The organism is Brachybacterium alimentarium, from assembly GCF_002332425.1.
GTDB lineage: Bacteria > Actinomycetota > Actinomycetes > Actinomycetales > Dermabacteraceae > Brachybacterium > Brachybacterium alimentarium.
On sequence record NZ_NRGS01000022.1, the window covers coordinates 236,828 to 253,668 of the forward strand.

15 protein-coding genes and 1 riboswitch are annotated in these 16,841 nt (G+C 71.5%); of the genes, 14 read left to right on the top strand and 1 reads right to left on the bottom strand.

The window, feature by feature from the left end:
• Positions 1 to 37 precede the first annotated feature (37 nt).
• The 7 genes from fmt to CIK71_RS13510 all read left to right on the top strand — a co-directional run bounded on the left by fmt (position 38) and on the right by CIK71_RS13510 (position 5,973).
• A complete protein-coding gene (fmt, locus tag CIK71_RS13480; RefSeq protein WP_096166182.1) occupies positions 38 to 1,009 on the top strand; it encodes a methionyl-tRNA formyltransferase in 972 nt (323 codons plus the stop codon).
• Positions 1,006 to 2,595 carry an RsmB/NOP family class I SAM-dependent RNA methyltransferase gene (locus tag CIK71_RS13485; RefSeq protein WP_096166183.1) on the top strand — a complete coding sequence of 530 codons (1,590 nt, stop codon included), beginning with the start codon at positions 1,006 to 1,008 and terminating at the stop codon, positions 2,593 to 2,595. The genes fmt and CIK71_RS13485 overlap by 4 nt, the downstream gene beginning before the upstream one ends.
• On the top strand, positions 2,592 to 3,278 hold the full coding sequence (gene rpe / locus CIK71_RS13490; protein WP_096166184.1) for a ribulose-phosphate 3-epimerase: 687 nt from the start codon (positions 2,592 to 2,594) through the stop codon (positions 3,276 to 3,278). Before CIK71_RS13485 ends, rpe begins: the two co-directional genes overlap by 4 nt.
• A 45-nt stretch (positions 3,279 to 3,323) precedes the next feature.
• Positions 3,324 to 3,441: riboswitch (FMN riboswitch) on the top strand.
• A gap of 93 nt (positions 3,442 to 3,534) precedes the next feature.
• Entirely contained in the window at positions 3,535 to 4,257 is a 723-nt protein-coding gene (gene pnuC / locus CIK71_RS13495) for a nicotinamide riboside transporter PnuC (RefSeq protein WP_096166185.1), read from the top strand.
• Positions 4,258 to 4,318: 61 nt separating this feature from the next.
• The gene (locus CIK71_RS13500) at positions 4,319 to 4,582 is read left to right on the top strand and encodes a phosphoribosyl-ATP diphosphatase (protein WP_096166186.1); all 264 of its coding nucleotides are present in this window, start codon (positions 4,319 to 4,321) and stop codon (positions 4,580 to 4,582) included.
• A 100-nt stretch (positions 4,583 to 4,682) separates the two neighbouring features.
• Complete coding sequence (gene hisG / locus CIK71_RS13505; protein ID WP_096166187.1) at positions 4,683 to 5,540, top strand: ATP phosphoribosyltransferase; 858 nt, start codon at positions 4,683 to 4,685, stop codon at positions 5,538 to 5,540.
• 7 nt (positions 5,541 to 5,547) lie between these two features.
• Complete coding sequence (locus tag CIK71_RS13510) at positions 5,548 to 5,973, top strand: PH domain-containing protein (RefSeq protein WP_096166188.1); 426 nt, start codon at positions 5,548 to 5,550, stop codon at positions 5,971 to 5,973.
• A 3-nt stretch (positions 5,974 to 5,976) separates the two neighbouring features.
• On the opposite strand, the gene CIK71_RS13515 is transcribed toward CIK71_RS13510, so the two are convergent.
• On the bottom strand, positions 5,977 to 7,086 hold the full coding sequence (locus CIK71_RS13515; RefSeq protein ID WP_096166189.1) for a DUF3866 family protein: 1,110 nt from the start codon (positions 7,084 to 7,086) through the stop codon (positions 5,977 to 5,979).
• A 57-nt stretch (positions 7,087 to 7,143) separates the two neighbouring features.
• On the opposite strand from CIK71_RS13515, the gene CIK71_RS13520 reads away from it, so the two are divergent.
• The 7 genes from CIK71_RS13520 (at position 7,144) to lnt (ending at position 16,841) form a co-directional block, all read left to right on the top strand.
• Complete coding sequence (locus tag CIK71_RS13520; RefSeq protein ID WP_245857568.1) at positions 7,144 to 9,132, top strand: WYL domain-containing transcriptional regulator; 1,989 nt, start codon at positions 7,144 to 7,146, stop codon at positions 9,130 to 9,132.
• Between the two features lie 129 nt (positions 9,133 to 9,261).
• Positions 9,262 to 9,579, top strand: coding sequence for a Sec-independent protein translocase subunit TatA (gene tatA, locus CIK71_RS13525; protein WP_096166191.1), 318 nt, complete (start codon positions 9,262 to 9,264; stop codon positions 9,577 to 9,579).
• A gap of 78 nt (positions 9,580 to 9,657) precedes the next feature.
• Positions 9,658 to 10,530 (top strand): twin-arginine translocase subunit TatC, encoded by an 873-nt coding sequence (gene tatC, locus CIK71_RS13530; RefSeq protein ID WP_241963860.1) that lies wholly within the window; start codon positions 9,658 to 9,660, stop codon positions 10,528 to 10,530.
• Positions 10,527 to 11,468, top strand: coding sequence for a diacylglycerol/lipid kinase family protein (locus tag CIK71_RS13535; protein WP_096166193.1), 942 nt, complete (start codon positions 10,527 to 10,529; stop codon positions 11,466 to 11,468). The genes tatC and CIK71_RS13535 overlap by 4 nt, the downstream gene beginning before the upstream one ends.
• Entirely contained in the window at positions 11,465 to 14,377 is a 2,913-nt protein-coding gene (locus tag CIK71_RS13540; protein WP_096166194.1) for a DEAD/DEAH box helicase, read from the top strand. Before CIK71_RS13535 ends, CIK71_RS13540 begins: the two co-directional genes overlap by 4 nt.
• A complete protein-coding gene (locus tag CIK71_RS13545) occupies positions 14,374 to 15,156 on the top strand; it encodes an amidohydrolase family protein (protein ID WP_241963861.1) in 783 nt (260 codons plus the stop codon). The genes CIK71_RS13540 and CIK71_RS13545 overlap by 4 nt, the downstream gene beginning before the upstream one ends.
• Positions 15,153 to 16,841 (top strand): apolipoprotein N-acyltransferase, encoded by a 1,689-nt coding sequence (gene lnt, locus CIK71_RS13550; protein WP_096166195.1) that lies wholly within the window; start codon positions 15,153 to 15,155, stop codon positions 16,839 to 16,841. Before CIK71_RS13545 ends, lnt begins: the two co-directional genes overlap by 4 nt.

The following is a 16,841-nucleotide window of genomic DNA, read 5'->3' on the forward strand; positions in this document are numbered from 1 at the left end:
CTAGGCATCCGGGCCTCCCCGTAGACTCGTGCCCATCATGCGACTGCTCTTCGCCGGCACCCCAGAGGCTGCCCTCCCGTCCCTGCGCACCCTGCTCGACTCGCACCACGAGATCGTCGGGGTGCTCACCCGCGCCGATGCCCCCTCGGGGCGCGGCCGCAAGCTCACGCCCAGCCCGGTCAAGGCCCTCGCCCTGGACGCCGGCCTTCCCGTCCTGACCCCCGCCACGCTGCGCGACGAGGCCGTCCAGCAGCAGCTCCGCGAGCTCGCTCCGGATGCGGCCCCGGTGGTGGCCTACGGCAACCTCGTGCCCCGGGCGGCGCTGGACATCCCCGCCCACGGCTGGGTGAACCTGCACTTCTCGCTGCTGCCGGCGTGGCGCGGCGCCGCCCCGGCGCAGCGCGCCGTGCTCGCGGGCCAGCGGGAGACCGGCATGAGCGTGTTCCGCCTGGAGAAGGGATTGGACACGGGGGATCTCCTCACGACGGCTCCCACCACGATCGGCGAGTTCGAGACCTCCGGTGAGCTGCTGGACCGCATGGCGGAGGAGGGCGCGTCCGTGCTGCTGCGGGCGCTGGACGCCCTCGAGGCCGGCACCGCCACGTTCACCGCGCAGGACGACACCCGGGCCACCCACGCCGCGAAGCTCTCGACCGCAGAGGCGGAGATCGATTGGGCCCTTCCGGCCGATCAGGTCAGCGCGCACATCCGCGGGATGAGTCCGCACCCCGGTGCCTGGACGCTGCTGGACGGTGCCCGTGCCAAGATCCTCGGCATCGAGGCAGCTCCCGAGCACGTCGGCCTCGCCCCCGGGAGGATCGCGGCCACGAAGCGTCACGTCCTCGTGGGCACCGGCACCGACCCCCTGGCGATCTCGACGATCGCTGCGGCGGGCAAGCGGCCGATGCGCGCCGCGGACTGGGCCCGTGGTGCCGGGCTGGCCGAGGACGCCGCCTTCACCCAGCAGCCGAAGGACCAGAAGGACCAGAAGGACGGAGTACAGGCATGAGTGAGCAGCGACGCGGCGGGGAGCACCGGGACGACCGGCGCGGGAACCGGCCCCAGGGCGGTCGCGACGGCAAGGGCCGGGAGCGCTCCGGCTCCCGCGGCGAGGGCGGGCCGCGACGCGGCTGGTCCTCCTCGAGGCCGTCGGAGCGCGGCCGTCGCTCGACGCCCTCGCGCCAGGTCGCCTTCGAGGGCCTGCGCCTGATCCGCGAGGACGACGCCTACGCGAACCTCGTGCTGCCGCGCCTGCTGCGCTCCCACCGGGTCTCCGGCCGCGACGCCGCCTTCACCACCGAGCTCTTCTACGGCTCGTTGCGGGCCCAGGGCCGCCTGGACGCGATCCTCGCCGCGTGCGTGGACCGTCCCCTCGAGAAGGTCGACCCCGCTCTCGTGGACGTGCTGCGCCTGGGTGCCTACCAGCTTCTGGACATGACGGTCGCGCCCCACGCCGCCACCTCCGAGACCGTGGCCCTGGCTCGCTCCGAGGTCGGCGCCGGTGCGGCGAGCTTCGTCAACGCCGTCCTGCGCCGGGTGGGGGAGAGGACCCTCGAGGAGTGGATCGACGAGGTCGCTCCGGAGCGCGCGAAGGATCCCACCGGCCATCTCGCCGTCGTGCATTCCCATCCCCGCTGGGTGGTGCGCGCCCTCACCGACGCACTGGCGGGCCACGGCCGCTCCCGCGACGAGATCGACGAGCTGCTGGCCGCCCAGAACGCCGCGCCCGCGGTCTCGCTGGTGATGCGCCCCGGGCTCACCGATCTCGACGAGCTGATCGACCACGGCGCGAGCGCAGGCCGGCTCAGCGTCTTCGCGGCGTCCTGGCCCTCCGGCGATCCCGGCGGCATGGACGCGGTCAAGGAGGGCCGGGTCGCCGTGCAGGACGAGGGCAGCCAGCTCGCCGCCCTCGCACTCGCCCTGGGCGCGGACGATCTGGTCCGTGCCGACGACGCCCATTGGCTCGACCTGTGCGCCGGCCCGGGCGGGAAGGCCGCTCTGCTGGGCGGGCTCACCGTCGGCCATGACGCCGACCTGCTCGCGGTCGAGCTGCAGCCCCACCGCACCGAGCTCGTCGAGCGCGCGGTCGCGACGCTCCAGGAGGCCGGCTGCGAGATCAGCACCCGTACGGCCGACGGCACCACCCTCGGTGCCGAGCTGCCCGGTCGCTTCTCGCGCGTGCTCGCCGACGTGCCCTGTTCCGGACTCGGTGCCCTGCGCCGTCGTCCCGAGGCCCGCTGGCGCCGCACCCCGGCGGACGTCGGCCAGCTGAGCACCCTGCAGCGCACCCTGCTGGCCTCCGCTCTGGACGCTGCGGCGCCCGGCGGCGTGGTCGCCTACGTGACCTGCTCGCCGCACCTCGCCGAGACGCGCCTGGTGGTCGCCGACGTGCTCAAGGGACGCGAGGACGTCGAGGAGCTCGACGCTCGTGACGCCGTGCGCGCCGGTGTGCTGCCCGCGCATCGGACCGACATCGAGCTGGGCGAGGGCCCTGCCGTGCAGCTGTGGCCGCACGTGCACGGCACCGACGCCATGTACATCTGCCTGCTGCGCAAGCAGTCAGCCCCCGCCGTGGAAGGAACCCCGACATCATGAATGCCGCCTACTCGACCGATGGCCAGTACATCCATCCCAGCATCCTCAACGCCGACTTCATGAGCATCGGCACGGAGCTGGACAAGATCTCCACCGCCGACAGCGTCCACGTCGACGTGATGGACAACCACTTCGTGCCCAACCTGACGTTCGGCCCGAGCATGGTCGAGCAGATCGTCGAGCGCAGCCCGATCCCGATCGATGCCCATCTGATGATCGAGGACGCCGACCGCGAGGCCCCCCAGTACGCCGAGGCCGGTGCCTCCTCGGTCACGTTCCATCTCGAGGCCGCGAGCGCTCCGATCAAGCTCGCCCGGGATCTGCGCCGCAAGAACACCGAGGTGGGGGTGGCACTGCGGCCCGCCACCCCGATCGAGCCGCTGCTCGACGTCATCGGCGAGTTCGACATGCTGCTGATCATGACCGTCGAGCCCGGCTTCGGCGGGCAGAGCTTCCTGGACACCATGCTCCCCAAGATCCGCCGCGCCCGTCGGGCCATCAGCGAGGCCAACCTCGAGGTGTCGATCCAGGTCGACGGCGGCGTGAGCCGCGAGACCATCGAACGCTGCGCGGAGGCGGGGGCGAACGTGTTCGTGGCCGGTTCCGCGATCTACCGCGCCCAGGACGCCGCCGACGAGATCTCCGCTCTGCGCGAACTGGCCGGGCGCCACACGGCCCACTGACCCGGGCGGGCGGCGACGGCGCTATCCTGGGGCGGTCACATCAGTGACGTGCTCCGGGGTCGGTGAAATTCCGAGCCGGCGGTGACAGTCCGCGACCCGCTTCGGCGGTGGAGCCGGTGGAACTCCGGCACCGACAGTACAGCCTGGATGAGAGGCGCACATCCTGCATGCCCAGGGCGCCCTCGGCGTTTCCCCGAAACCATGCCGGAACCCTTTTCCCCCCGGAGCCACTGCATCCGACGGCGAAAGGACCGACATGGAACTCCTGCAGTGGCTCTTCGACGCGCGCATCGATTTCGCGGGCGGCCAGTTCATCCTCCTGCGCGAGGTGCTCGGAAACGTCTTCGGGCTCCTCAGCGCCCTGGGCGGCATGCGTCGCAAGGTGTGGGCCTGGCCGATCGGCATCGTCGGCAACGTGCTGCTGTTCACGGTGTTCATGGGGACCGTCTTCGGCAATCCCGGCTCCGTGGACCTGCTCGGCCAGGCCGGACGCCAGATCATGTTCATCCTCACCAGCATCTACGGCTGGGTGCGCTGGCGTCAGGCTCAGCACGAGGGCGGCACCGCGGTCGAGCCCCGCTGGGCCTCCGGGGGAACCAGGGTGCTGCTGCTGGTCGCCCTCGTCGGCGGCACCGCAGCGCTCACCCCGCTCTTCCGCGCCCTCGGCTCGTACGAGCCCGTATGGGCCGACGCCTGGATCTTCATGGGCAGCCTCCTGGCCACCTTCGGCATGGCCAAGGGATGGGTCGAGTTCTGGCTGATCTGGGTGGCCGTCGACCTCGTGGGCGTGCCTCTCCTGGTCAGTGCCGGCTACTACGCGAGCGCCTTCATGTACGTCTTCTACGGCGCGTTCACGCTGATCGGCTTCTTCGTGTGGTGGCGCGTGCGCAGCCGTCAGGACCGCAGCGAGCACGGCGAGCAGGGCGAACGGGTCTCCGTGGAGACCGCACACCTGGACCCCACCGTGCGCCGGGAGTGATCCGGCGCCCGGTGGATGGTCCGACGCGCGCTCTGCTCACCGGGACGCGTACCCTGGTGGCGTGAAGGATTTCGAAGCATTGTTCGCTGAGCTGACCGAGAAGGCCCGTACCCGCCCCGAGGGCTCCGGCACCGTCCGAGAGCTCGATGCAGGGGTGCATCAGATCGGCAAGAAGATCGTGGAGGAGGCGGCCGAGGTCTGGATGGCCTGCGAGCACGAGAGCCATGAGGACGCCGCCATGGAGATCAGCCAGCTCCTCTATCACCTGCAGGTGATGATGGTCGCCAAGGGCATCAGCCTCGACGACGTCTACCGCCAGCTCTGAGCAGCCGCTCGTCCCGCATTCCCTGACAGCTTCACCAGACTTTCCATCCGTCGCCCGCCGACGCCGCTTCATGGGCCGCCCCCGCGGCCGAGGAGGAACCGTGCTGCGCATCGCAGTCCCCAACAAGGGCGCCCTGTCCGAGCCCGCCGTCGATCTGCTGCAGGAGGCGGGCTACCGCCGCCGCGGCACGACCAAGGACCTGGTGGTCGTCGACCAGGAGAACGACGTCGAGTTCTTCTACCTGCGCCCCCGCGACATCGCCGTCTACGTCGGCTCCGGCACCGTCGACGTGGGCATCACCGGCCAGGACATGCTGCTGGACTCCCGCACGCCGGCCGAGGAGATCCTCTCCCTGGGGTTCGCCCGCTCGACCTTCCGCTTCGCCGCGCCGATGGGAACCCGCGAGGACATCACGAGCCTCGAGGGCTCCATCATCGCCACCAGCTACGAGAACCTCGTCGAGGACTACCTCACCGAGCGCGGCATCGGCGCGTCCGTGGTCCACCTCGACGGCGCGGTCGAGTCCTCGATCCGCCTCGGCGTGGCCGACGTGATCGCCGATGTCGTCGAGACCGGCACCACCCTGCGCCAGGCCGGCCTCGAGCCCTTCGGCGAGCCGATCATGACCAGCGAGGCCGTGCTCTTCTCGCGCCCCGGCATGGTGCTCGGGGAGGCCGGTGCGCACTCTCTCGAGGTGCTCGAGCGGCGGCTCCGGGGCGTTCTGGTGGCCCGCGAGTACGTGATGCTCGACTACGACATCCCCACTGCTCTGCTGGAGACGGCCGTCCAGGTGACGCCCGGGCTGCAGTCGCCGACGGTCTCGCCGCTGCACGGCGGCGAGTGGTCTGCCGTGCGGGCGATGGTGGATCGTCGCGCCGCACACCGGATGATGGACGATCTCTACGACGCCGGCGCCCGCGCCATCCTGGTCACCGCGATTCAGGCCTGTCGCATCTGAGGCCCTGATGACCACGACGGTGTTCCGCCCGCGAATGGTGCGCGTCTTCGCGTACCTGACCGCCATCGTGGTGCTCGCCGGGATGATCGCCGGGGCCGTCGTGATGCCGGGGTTCCTGCTCATCGGCCGCATCGGGCTGATCACGGTGGGCGTGCTCATCGCCCTGTTCTGCCACCTCGAGGCCTCCGTGCGCCTGGTGGCGCGGGAGTCCGAGCTCGAGGTGAGGAACGTCTTCCGCACCCGTACCGTGGAATGGCCGGAGATCCTGGGCATCAGCTTCCCGATGGGGGACCCCTGGGCGCATCTCGACCTCGCCGACGGATCGACCCTGGCCATCAACGCCATCCAGCGGTACGACGGCAAGCGGGCCATCGCGGACGCGCACCGTCTGCAGGCCCTCGTCCAGGAGCGCGGCGAGGCCGCCGAGCGCTGAGCCTCAGAGGGCCGGGAGCAGGCTCGCCCCGCAGCGCCCGGCGAGCGCCGCATACCGGAAGGCCTCCGGATCCTCGGCGAGGGTGCGACCCATCGTCGACAGCCGCACCGGCACGTCCTCCAGGGCATCGCGCAGACCCTTCGCGTCGACCCCGCAGACCTCGTGCTCGATCCCGCGGGCACGCCCCTCCTCGACGATCGTCGATTCCACCTGTTCCCGCACTGACGCATGAAAAGCGTTGTAGCGAGGGTCGGTGTAGTCGAGGACGGGCAGCCGCACCGCGGTCAGCGTCGCCCGGCCGTACGCGGTCGAGGAGTGGTGTGAGAGCCCGCGATGGCGCTCCCGACGATCCGCGCCGGAGACCCGGAGGGCGGCGATCGGTGCGCCGCCGAGCGCGGCCGCGGCGTGCAGGCACTCCGCGGCCTGCATGCCGGAGAATCCCCACCCCGTCCCGGTGCCGAGGTTCCCGGGACCTTGGATGACGATCGCGATGTCCGCCTCGACGACATGCTTGGCACCGAGCAGGGCCGAGTGGACGGTGACCGCCTCGAGATCGCCGCCGAAGGACTGCCCCGCGCTGATCACGGAGGCGATCAGGCCCGCCTCGCGCAGGCGCGCTGCGGTGCGGGAATAGGCGGCCGGCAGGGCGGCGCCGTCGGTGTGGACATAGGCGATCCGCGCGCTGTGCCGCTCCGCGCGGATCCCGGCGACGATCGCGGGGAGCGAGGAGTGCAGATCCGCGACCACGACGGGCATCCCGTCCACGTCCCGCGCATCGCGGATGGTCTCGTAGTGCTCGCCCTCCGGGTCGTCGATCGCGTCGACCATGGTCTGCATCGGGGTGTAGCGGGCCTTGACCATGTGCCCGGTGGTCGCCTCGGGCTGCGGCGTCACGTCGAGCCGGGCCACCACGAGAGCGTCGCCTCCGGTGCCCAGGTCGCGCCGGAGGGCATTGGTGTTCAGCAGCACCTGCTCGCCCGCGGCCGGCGTCCCGGTGAGCTCGGGGTAGGCGATCGCGGAGAGCGTCTCGCCCTCGATCTCGACCAGAAGGCGATCGACGCCCCTCCAGGAGGACCTCGTGCCGGTGACCGTTCCCCGTTCCCAGTGCAGCATGGCACCAGCCTAGGTGTTCCGGACGCCCCCGGGCGGCACGACGGCTACGCTGGCGGGGTGGCTGCCAAGAGTGTGGAGAGACTGCTCAACGTCATCATGACGATCGGGTCGCGCCGTCGGATCGACCGCGCGAAGCTGTTCGCTGTGATCACGGACTATGCCGATGCTCCGTCCGAGCAGGCCGCCGAGCGGATGTTCGAGCGGGACAAGGCCGCGATCCTCGAGCTGGGGATGCCCCTGGTCACCGAGCGCGACGTGCTGGACGAGAACACGGTGTACTACCGGATCGAGGGCTCCGAGTCCGGAGCGGTGCTGGATCTCACCACCGAGGAGTACACGGTCCTGCTGGCCGCGAGCCGTGCCTGGGACGATGCCGCCGCCGGGGGCGCGGCCCGCCGGGTGCGCTCGAAGCTGCTGAGCCTCGGCCACGACGCCGATCCCGATCTCCTGCGCCGCACTCCGCGCGGTGTCGTCGAGTCGCTGCCCGTCCTCTCCCCGCTGCTCGAGGCCGTGACCTCCTCGCGCACCGTGCGCTTCACGTATCGCGGCACCCGGGGCACGCCGACCCCGCGCTCCGTCGAGCCGTGGGTCGTCGGAGTGCACGACGGCCACTGGTACGTGCACGGCTGGGACCGGGACCGTGAGGCGCCGCGACTGTTCCGTGCCTCGCGCATCGAATCCTTTCCGTCCCTCGGCCCGCCGGCGGTCGAGCCCCGCCCCGACGGGCTCGACCTCGATGCCGTCTGGGAGACGCTGCACTCCAGCGAGGACCAGGCGCGCGCTGTCGTCGACGCCGCACCGTACAAGGCACTCGCCCTGCGCGACCATGCCGGCGCCTCGCTCGAGGCGCCGCGCTTCGAGCTGCCCGAGCTGCCCCGCCCCGCCGTGCGCCGCATGCTGCTGTCGAACATCCGCTGGCTCGAACTGGTCGAGCCTGCTGAGTGGCGCACGGAGATCGCGGACGTGCTGGCATCTGTCGCGGCCGCCCATGAGGGCGAGGCGGATCTCTCTGTCGTCGGGACCGCCGCTGCGCGTCCCGATCCGCGGATCCGCACGACCCCCACCGGCAACGACACGCTCTCGCGCCTCATCTCGGAGGCCTCGTACGTCATGAGCAGGGGAGAGGCGGACCTCGCCGAGCTCTCCTCCGCGCTCGGGATCTCCGAGAAGCAGCTGATCACCGACCTGCAGGTGCTGTTCGTCTGCGGGGACATGGGCACCGGCTGGGAGGACTTCATCGAGGCCGAGTGGGAGCACGGCACCGTCCGGGTGCGCAACGCCGAGCCGCTGCGCCGGGCCCTGCGGCTCAGCGCGGTCGAGATCACCGCGCTGCTCGCCGGCCTCGCCGCCCTCGAGCCGACCGCCGGGGACGCGGAGCCGATCGTCGCCAGCGCCCGGGAGAAGCTCCTCGCCGGGACCGTGCCGGACGCCCCGTCGCCGCTGCCCACCCGCACCGAGCTCGCCGAGGCCGCCGCGGCCGACGAGATGGTCGCGCGCACCGCCGATCGCGCCGAGACGGTCCTCGCCGCGGTGCAGGAGGCCCTGCGCGCCGACGACGACTCCGACCAGTCGCGCCTGACCGTCCGCTATTCCTCCACCGATCGCCCCGGCACGAGCGTGCGGAGGATCCACCCGCTCCGGATCGAGACCGACGGGGCCCGGTCCTATCTGGTCGCCGACTGCGAGCTCGCGGGCGCGCCGCGCCAGTTCCGGCTCGAACGGATCGTGGAGATCCTGCCGGACGGCACCCCGCAGGAGCGGCCGCACCGCGGGGAGGGGCCCGCCCTCGGGGGACGTGTCCAGGAGGAGGTCTGGCTGCGGATGGATCCGCCCGGACGCTGGGTCGCCGAATCCTTCGCCGCCGCCGAGCTGCGCGACGGCGAGGACGGGATCGCCTACGCCCGTCTGGACGGCCCTGTCCGGGCGGCGCTCGTGGACGCCGTGCTGGAGTCCTCGGGAGCGGTCGAGGTGCTCGCGCCCCGTGAGCTGAGAGACACGATCGTGACCGTGGCGCAGATCTCGGGTGCACGTCACACCCAGGCATAGCCGTTACGCTTGACCCACCCGCCGCACGGCGGGCCGAATCGCTCGCCGAGCGGTCCGTCGAGCGCTCCATCCGCTGTGGGATGATGTGCGCGCCCGTGCAACAACGTGGCGCTTTGGAAAGGGAATCTCATGGGAATGTTCCGCAACCCCTGGGCGATCGTCATCGTCGTACTCATCGTCGTGCTGCTCTTCGGAGCCAACAAGCTCCCGGGTCTCGCCCGGAACATGGGCAAGTCCATGCGCATCTTCAAGTCCGAGGTCGAGGAGATGCGCGGCGACGACAAGGGCGATGACGCCGAGGAGGACGAGCCCCGCTCGCGCCCCGCCCGCGACGACCGCGGAGCACGGGACTCCCGTGAGCCCGCGCGCGAGTACGACCCGCGTGACGAGGTCGAGCGCGAGCCCGTGCGGCCCCGCGAGGACGACGACTCCTACCGTCGCGACTGATCTCCGCATCGTCGGATGATGTCGAGAGGTCCGGGCGACCAGCCGCCCGGGCCTTGACCGCTGGGAGGAATCGGATTCGTGGCGAGTGAAACGCAGGGACGCGAGGCGGCCGAGAAGAACCGTCGTCGCAAGGACCCCGAAGGCCGGATGGCCCTCGGGGAGCATCTCGTCGAGCTGCGCAATCGTCTGGTGATCAGTGCGATCACCGTGCTGCTGCTGTCGATCGTCGGCTGGCTCGTCTTCCCGTGGGTCTTCGAGGCGTTGAAGAAGCCGATCCTCGAGGCCTCCGGCGAGGACAGCATCAACGCCCTGATCAACTTCCAGGGAGTCGGCACGGGCCTGAACGTGCGCCTGCAGATGTCCGCGTACGTCGGCCTGATCCTCTCCTCACCGATGATCATGCTGCAGATCTGGCTGTTCGTCATGCCGGGACTGCACAGGAACGAGCGCAAGTACGCGATCGGGTTCTTCGGCGCCGCGATCCCCCTGTTCTTCATCGGCTGCGCCGCCGGATACTGGGCGGTCAACCAGCTGGTTCCGGTGCTCATGAGCTTCACGCCGAACCAGGACGGCGTCAGCCAGATCATCCCGTACGACGACTACCTGAACCTCCTGACCAAGACCATGCTCGCCTTCGGCATCGCGTTCGTGGTGCCGGTGGTCATGGTGCTGGTGAACTTCCTCGGCCTGGTCCGCGGGAAGACGATGCTCAAGGCCTGGCGCTGGATCATCTTCATCAGCGTGCTGTTCACCGCGATCATGGTGCCCACCCCCGAGCCGATCACCCTGCTGGCGATGTCCGCCTCGATGGCGAGCCTGTTCTTCGCGGCCATCGTGATCGCGCTGATCCATGATCGCCGCAAGGGTGTCGGGACGGACGCCGAGCTCGACGACGACGAGGCGAGCACCGTCGAGGGGCCGTCCTCCCTCGACGAGGACGACGACAGGTGAGCAGACTCCGCGTGGGCCTGCTCTCCAATCCCACGGCAGCCTTGGGATCGGCCCATCGGGTCGGCCGCCAGATCGGTGACCTGCTGCGCCTGGCCGGCATCTCGGTGGTCGACCTGTCCGGCCCGTCCGCGCACGTGGCCCGCGCCCGTGCGGTCGAGGTGCGCGACACGCTCACGGCCCTCGTGGTGGTCGGGGGCGACGGCACGGTGGCGCTCGGCGCGGAGATCGTGGCCGGCAGCCCCGTGCGACTGGGCATCGTCCCTGCCGGGACCGGCAACGACATGGCACGCGCGCTGGGCCTGCCGCTGAACGACCCCGAGGAATCCACGCGGATCCTCCTGCACGCCCTCTCGCGACCGGTGGTCGCGATCGACGCGATCGAGATCATCTCGCGCGGCGAGCAGTCCCTCCCGCATCGCTCGATCGCGCTGGGGAACGTGAACCTCGGATTCGACGCGCTGGTGAACGCCCGGGCCAACGGCTCCAAGCGGGGCAGCCGAACCCGCTACGCGGCCGCTGTGGTGCGTGAGCTGGCCTCGTTCGCTCCGCTGCCGTACTGGATCGAGGCGGACGGGGGAGAGCGCATCGACCTCGACGCCTCGCTGCTCACGCTGTGCAACTCCGGTTACTTCGGCGGCGGGATGCGCATCGGCCCCGACTCCCGCCTGGACGACGGCTCCCTCGAGCTGATCAGCGTCGAGGGCCTCGGCCGCGCCGACCTGGTGCGCTTCTTCCCCCGCGTCTATCGGGGCACCCATACGTCGCTGCCCGTCTTTCACAGTCGTCCGGTCCGCGAGGTGACCGTCGGCCTGCGCCATGGGCGCGACCTGCGGGCCTATTCTGATGGGGAGGCGCGGTCGCTGCTCCCGATCACCGCCCGAGTCCTGCCAGGCGCGGTGCGCCTGCTCGCCGATCTTCCGGAGGCCGTCACCGTATGAGTTCCCCGTCCGAGCGCTACGCCAGGTGGGCGGCCGAGAAGAAGCTCGCCGCCTCCGAGCTCGGGGTCTTCAGCGGCCGGTACGACTTCGAGCTCGACGAGTTCCAGCTGGCGGGCTGCCGCGTGCTCGAATCCGGCAGCTCCGTGCTGGTCGCCGCGCCCACAGGTGCCGGCAAGACGGTCGTCGGCGAGTTCGCGGTGCACCTCGCGCTCGCGCAGGGCCGCAAGGTCTTCTACACCGCGCCGATCAAGGCGCTGTCCAATCAGAAGTTCGGCGAGCTGGTGGACTGGCTGGGCCATGAGCGGGTGGGCCTGCTGACCGGGGACACCTCGATCCGGCCCGACGCCGATGTGGTGGTCATGACCACCGAGGTGCTGCGCAACATGCTGTACGCCGGGTCCTCGCTGCTGGAGGGCCTGGGGTTCGTGGTGATGGACGAGGTCCACTACCTCGCCGACCGGCTCCGCGGCCCGGTCTGGGAGGAGGTCATCATCCACCTCGACACTTCGGTGCAGATGGTGGCGCTCTCCGCGACCGTCTCCAATGCCGAGGAGTTCGGCGCCTGGTTGCAGGAGGTCCGCGGAGCGACCGAGATCGTCGTCTCCGAGACGCGTCCGGTGCCGCTGTGGCAGCACGTCGTGATCGGTGAGGAGCTGCTGGACCTGTTCGTCGACGAGGACGGCGAGGCCGTCGTCTCCCATGGTCCAGGAGCGCAGGGCAAGCGCCAGGTGAATCCGGAGATCGAACGGATCACCTCCTTCTCCCTGCCCGTCGACGAACGCTCCGGCGGTGGCCGAGGACGCTCTCCGCGCGGGCGCAAGGGCACCAGCGGCAGGCATCGTCCGCGCGGCTCCGGTCAGCACCGGCCGCCCCATATGCGCCGCGGACGGCACAGCAGCCACGGGGGCGCGCAAGAGGGCGGCACCGGTGGCGGGCGGAGCGGTGGGCCCCGCGGCGGCCACATCCCGCGACCGATGCGCCGGCCCGAGGTGATCGGCCTGCTCGACGACGCCGCGCTGCTGCCGGCCATCATGTTCATCTTCTCCCGTGCAGGCTGCGAGGGCGCGGTGCAGCAGTGCGCCCGCACCGGGCTGCGCCTGACCGACGACGCCGAGCGCCGCGAGATCCGGGCGGTCCTCGACGATCGACTCGACGGCATCGGCGTCGAGGACGAGGAGGTGCTGGGCATCGCCGCGTTCCGCCGCGCCGTGCTCGACGGCTACGCCGCGCACCACGCCGGGATCCTGCCCCTGCTGAAGACCGTGGTCGAGGAGCTCTTCGCCCGCGGCCTGCTCAAGGTCGTGTTCGCCACCGAGACCCTCGCTCTCGGGATCAACATGCCGGCCCGCTCCGTGGTGCTGGAGAAGCTCGTGAAGTTCAACGGCGTCGACCACGCCGACCTCACGCCGGGGGAGTACACGCAGCTCACCGGGCGCGCCGGGCGACGCGGCATCGACACCGAGGGCCATGCCGTCGTCCTCGCCGGGCCCGGCTTCGACGCCGCGGCCGTCGGCTCCCTCGCCTCCCGTCGCACCTACCCGCTGCGCTCGGCCTTCCGGCCCACCCCGAACATGGCGGTCAACCTGCTGGACCGCTTCGATCTCGGGCGGGCCCGGGAGACCCTCGAGACCAGCTTCGCGCAGTTCCAGACGGACCGCTCCGTGGTGGGGCTGGCCCGCAAGGCGCGCGAGCTCGAGGACACCGTGGAGTCCTACCGACAGGCCGTCACCTGCGATCTCGGCGACATGGAGAGCTACGCGCAGATCCAGGAGCAGATCTCCGCCCGGGAGAAGACCCTCTCCCAGACTCGTGCCGCCGCCGATCGGGACCGCACCCGCTCCCGCCTGGGGTCGCTGCGTCGTGGCGACGTGGTCGCCCTGCCCGGGGGCAAGCGCCGGGGCTACGCCGTCGTGCTGGACGTCGACCGCGCCGTGCTGGGCGGCCCCCAGATCGATCTGCTGGACACCGAGGCGCGTCGCCGCAGTCTGCGGCCCGGGGACGTCCCCTCGGCGCCCGCCGTCATCGATTCGCTGCGCCTGCCCCGCCAGGAGGCGATGGGCAGCAGCAAGGTGCGCAAGGACACCGCCGCCGCGCTGCGACAGCGGCTGTCCGGTCACGACGAGGACCCCCGCCGCGAGGTGCGCGCGCGTGCCGAGCGGACCCCGTCGACGGCGGCGACGGATCCGGCCCTGCAGCAGCTGCGCGCCGAGCTCGCCGAGCACCCCTGCGCCCAGTGCCCGGATCTCGCGTCCCATCTGCGCTGGGCGGGCCGCTGGCGGAAGTCCCGCTCAGAGCTCGAGGGCGTCCAGCGCCGGATCCGCGGCCGCACCAGCTCCCTGGCCCGGCAGTTCGACCGCCTCACCGACCTGCTGGTCGAGCTGGGGTACCTCCGACACGACGGCGAGGAGCTGGTCCCCACGGACCGAGGGCTCCGTCTGCGCCGACTGTTCAGCGACCGAGACCTGCTGATCGCCGAGTGTATCGAGCGCGGGGCCTGGACCGGGCTCGATCCCGCCGGGCTCGCCGCCGTGGTCTCCGCCGCGGTCCACGAGTCGCGGCGCGACGACCGGGCCCCTGAGGTCATCCCCGATCCCGCGGTCGACGCCGCGCTGACCGCCTCGGTGCGCCTGGCCGCCGAGCTGCAGTCCGCCCAGACCCGCCACGGGATCGACCCGACGTCGGTGCCGGATCCGGCGGTCGCCGCGATCGTGCACCGGTGGGCACGGGGAGATCATCTCGCCGCCGCGCTGGCCGGGAACGACCTTCCGCCGGGCGACTTCGTCCGACACTGCCGCCAGGTGATCGACCTGCTCGATCAGCTCACGGCCGACGAGCTCCTGGGGTCGACGGCGCGCTCCGCGGTCCGCGCCGTCCGCCGCGGTCTGGTGGCCCAGGAGATCGATCGATGAGCGTTCTCCCAGGCGCGCGGGGGACCCTGGGGCGCGTGAACCAGGACGACCACGCCATCCAGCCCGCCCCGCCCGTGCTCTACACCGGCATCGTGCTCTACAGCAGCCTCGATCCCGAGGCCTCCGCGATGCTGATCGCGGACGGGCTGATCGCCTGGACCGGGCCCGAGGCGACCGCTCGCATCATCCACCCGGATGCCAAGGTCGTCGACGCCGCCGGCTGCCTGGTCACACCGGGTTTCGTCGACGCCGCCGCCGCCGAGGCGACGCCCGATGCGGACGCCGTCTCCCGCGGGATCGTGCGGCGCCTTCCCGGGCCGACGGGAGAGAGGGACGGGGTGCGCGTGATCGCGCCCGCGACCGAGACCGCGCAGTTCCTCGATCTCAGCACCGACGGGGTGCCGATGGCCTTCGGATCGGCGGGCGACCCGGCCGGCGCGGACCCCTGGGACTGGGTGCGCGGAGCGACCCGTCGGCCGCCGGCCGAGCAGCGCATCAGCGACCGCGCGGCCTTCCTCGCCGCGACCCGGGGTGGGCAGCGGTTGGCCGGAGCGCGTCATCCGGGCTCGCTGCAGACCGGGATCGAGGCGACCTTCGTGGTCTGGGAGCCCTGGGACCTCACCGTGCAGTCCCATGCCCTGAAGGTCGACTCCTGGTCCACGGACCCTCGTGCACGGACCCCGCTGCTGCCGGACCTCGATCTCGGCACGCCCCGCGCCCTGCGCACGGTCGTCGACGGACGGGTCGTGCACGATCGGCTCGGACTGGACGGAGCATGAGTGCACGCACCCGCGCCGGTGCCGGCCGGGCGCACGGTGTCGCGATGCCCTCCCGGCGCCGCGACGAGTTCGATCCGACGCCCTGGCCCGTCGCCCTGCTGTGCGGCACCGCCGGAGGGTTCGCTGCCCTGGCATCCTTCCCGCCCTACGGGCAATGGATGCTGCTGCCGGTCTCGCTCGCCCTGCTCACGGCCGCGCTGCTCACCCGCAGCACGTGGGTGGCGCTGCTGGGCTCGCTCGCCTGGGGTGCGGCGTTCTTCATCCCCCTGACGGCCTGGGCGAACATCTACGCCGGCACGATGCCGTGGATCGCCCTCGGGCTCTTCGAGGCGCTGTACATCCTGCTGTTCGGCCTGCTCGCCCGCACCGTCCTGCATCGCCGCGGGCTGTGCCCGTCCACCGCCGTGGTGATCTCCGCTCTCTGGGTGGGTGTCGAGACGCTGCGCAGCCATGCGCCGTGGGGCGGTCTGCCCTGGGGCTCCACCGCCTTCGCCCTGGCAGAATCGCCGCTGCTGAACCTCGGGCCGTGGATCGGGATGGCAGGGCTCGCCTTCGTCGTCGCGTTCCTGGGACAGATGCTGCTGTACGGCGTGCTGTCCCTGCTGGGCCGGCGCCGCCGCGGTCTGACCGGCTTCGCCGGCGTCTGGGCACTCGCCCTCGCGGTCGCCGCGATCCTCGCCACCATGGTGGTCCCGCATCCCGTGAACCGTGCTCCGGCCGACCGCCCCTCGCTCACCGTCGCCGGTATCCAGGGGTCGATGGACCCCATCGATCCGGTCACCATGGCGATGCCGGACGACGTCTTCCCCCACCACCTCGACGTCACCCGCAGCACGATCGAGGACGCGGCGGCCGACGGCCAGGACCTGGACCTCATCGTCTGGCCCGAGGACTCCACCGGCTACGACCCGCGCCAGGACCCGTGGATGGCGCAGCAGATCAGCGACGCGGCCGCTGACGCGAACGCCCCGGTGCTCATCGGCACCCAGAGCGCGGTGGGGGAGACCCAGCGGCTGAACGAATCGGTGCTCTACGCCGCCGACGGCTCGACCCCGTACACCTATGCCAAGCGCCATCCGGTGCCCTTCGGCGAGTTCGTCCCGATGCGGGATGTCTTCCGTGCCGTGACCGACAAGGTCGACCTCATCACCCGCGACATGATCCCGGGTGAGGAGGTCGGCGTGATGGACATGGACGCCATCGGCGAGGGTGACGCCAAGGTCGGAGTCCTGATCTGCTTCGAGATCGCGTACGACAACCTCGTCGACGACGTCGTCGAGGACGGGGCCGAGCTCATCGTGGTGCAGTCCAACAACGCTCTGTTCGGCGACTCGCACGAGGCCATCCAGCAGCTCGCCGAGGCGAAGGTCATGGCGGTCGTCTCCGGGCGCAGCGTCGTCCATGTCTCGACGGTCGGCCACTCCGCGATCTTCACCCCGGAGGGGCGCCAGCTCGCCTACGTGGACCATTGGGACCAGGGCGCGGTGCTCGCCGACGTGCCGCTGCGCACCGGCATCACCCCTGCGGTCGCCGGCGGCCCGTGGATCGCCGTCGGGATCTCCGCCCTCGGGGTCCTCGGTCTCCTCGGCGCGCTGGGAACTCGGCACCGCGCCCTCGCCCCGCCCACCCGTGGACGGGCTCGTCCCCGCCCCCGGAACAGCCCCACGAAGAGCCCCGAGAAATGA